At 36.0% G+C, this 1,361-nt stretch carries 1 protein-coding gene; it reads left to right on the top strand.

Going from position 1 to position 1,361, the window contains the following annotated elements; translation table 11 throughout:
• The first annotated feature begins 370 nt into the window (after positions 1–370).
• Positions 371–1,273: an ATP-grasp fold amidoligase family protein gene (locus PSF16_RS17160; RefSeq protein ID WP_272689780.1), complete on the top strand. Its 903-nt coding sequence runs from the start codon at positions 371–373 to the stop codon at positions 1,271–1,273.
• Positions 1,274–1,361: the final 88 nt, after the last annotated feature.

Genomic DNA, 1,361 nt, shown 5'->3' on the forward strand with positions numbered 1-1,361 from the left:
TTATTCTGGTGTAAAAGCTAGAAATAATGTTGATGAGTCGTTCCGAAAGTTAATTGTTCCCCATTTTCCATTTATCTTGTTATACCAATACATAAAAGAAAATTCAAACATCCGTATTCTTAGAGTGTTACATACATCAAGACAAATAACCTCGACATTTTAATTGTTAAGGGATTTACACCAGAACCACCGAAATTCCCTTTTTGTATAAAAAACAGGCTTAGCGTAGGATATTTTCCGTTTTCCAAGCTGACCCCTAATATGGGGCTGGGTGGAATAACACCAATACAAAAGCTAAACCAACAACTACAAAATTCTACTGTGAACTTCCATTAAAAATGGGAGGATTACCAATGGTTAGGCAACGCATATGAAAAAAGTCGAATATTTACTCAAAAAACTACGCACCTTAGTCATCAGTGATAAACTCTATCTTACTAATAAATTTAGGGAAAAAATAGGATACACTCCTAATTTTGATATACCTAAAAGCTTTAATGAAAAAGTTAATCACCGCATGATATATGATAGAAACCCGTTATACACACAGCTCGCTGATAAACTTGCTGCTCGTGAATATGTGGCACAAAAAATAGGTGAACAATATTTAGTGCCAATTTTAGCCGCTTATAATGACGTTAATGAAATCAATATTGACAAACTTCCTGATCGTTTTGTCTTAAAATGTAATCATGATAGTGGTAGTAGTATCATTTGTACTAATAAAATACAGTTTGATTTACAAAAAGCGAAAGACAAACTTGGATTTCACTTAGTAAAAAACTTGTATTACATTACTCGGGAACGTCACTATAAAAAGATTAAAGCAAAAATAATTTGCGAAAAATATATCGATTTATTCGCCAATAAGAAGAGGAAACTAGTTCCAGAAACCTGCCGTATCCACTGTTTTGCAGGTAAACCCGTGTACGCAGAGATTGACTACACTGATGAACATGGTACTGAGTTTATCAATATTTATGATACTCAATGGCAGTTACAACCAGTGACCTTTGGCTATCCAAATATGTTAGAACCTGTCGTTGAACCCCCATTATTTCAAGAAATGCTTAGGCTAGCACAGTGCCTTGTTAGCCCATTTGACTATTGCCGTGCTGATTTTTTGATGTCCGATCAAAAATTATATTTCAGCGAACTGACTTTTGCACCAAATGCAGGTCGCACTGAAATTCAACCGCTATCATGGGATTTTAGGCTAGGAGAAATGTGGGAACAGCGCATTACTGGTGCAGCGGGAAATAGGCTTTGTTGAATAAATTGAACTTTTAGGTAATTGGGGTAGTGACCGGGTTGCTGCGATAACTGCCAACTTTCAGGCAACCACCTCGATCAGCAACCTT

The organism is Providencia sp. PROV033, assembly GCF_028484855.1.
Taxonomy (GTDB): domain Bacteria; phylum Pseudomonadota; class Gammaproteobacteria; order Enterobacterales; family Enterobacteriaceae; genus Providencia; species Providencia alcalifaciens.

What these genes read in the sequence shown, in the direction of transcription:
- PSF16_RS17160 (WP_272689780.1), top strand. Translation starts at nt 371, where the DNA reads ATGAAAAAAGTCGAATATTTACTCAAAAAACTACGCACCTTAGTCATC.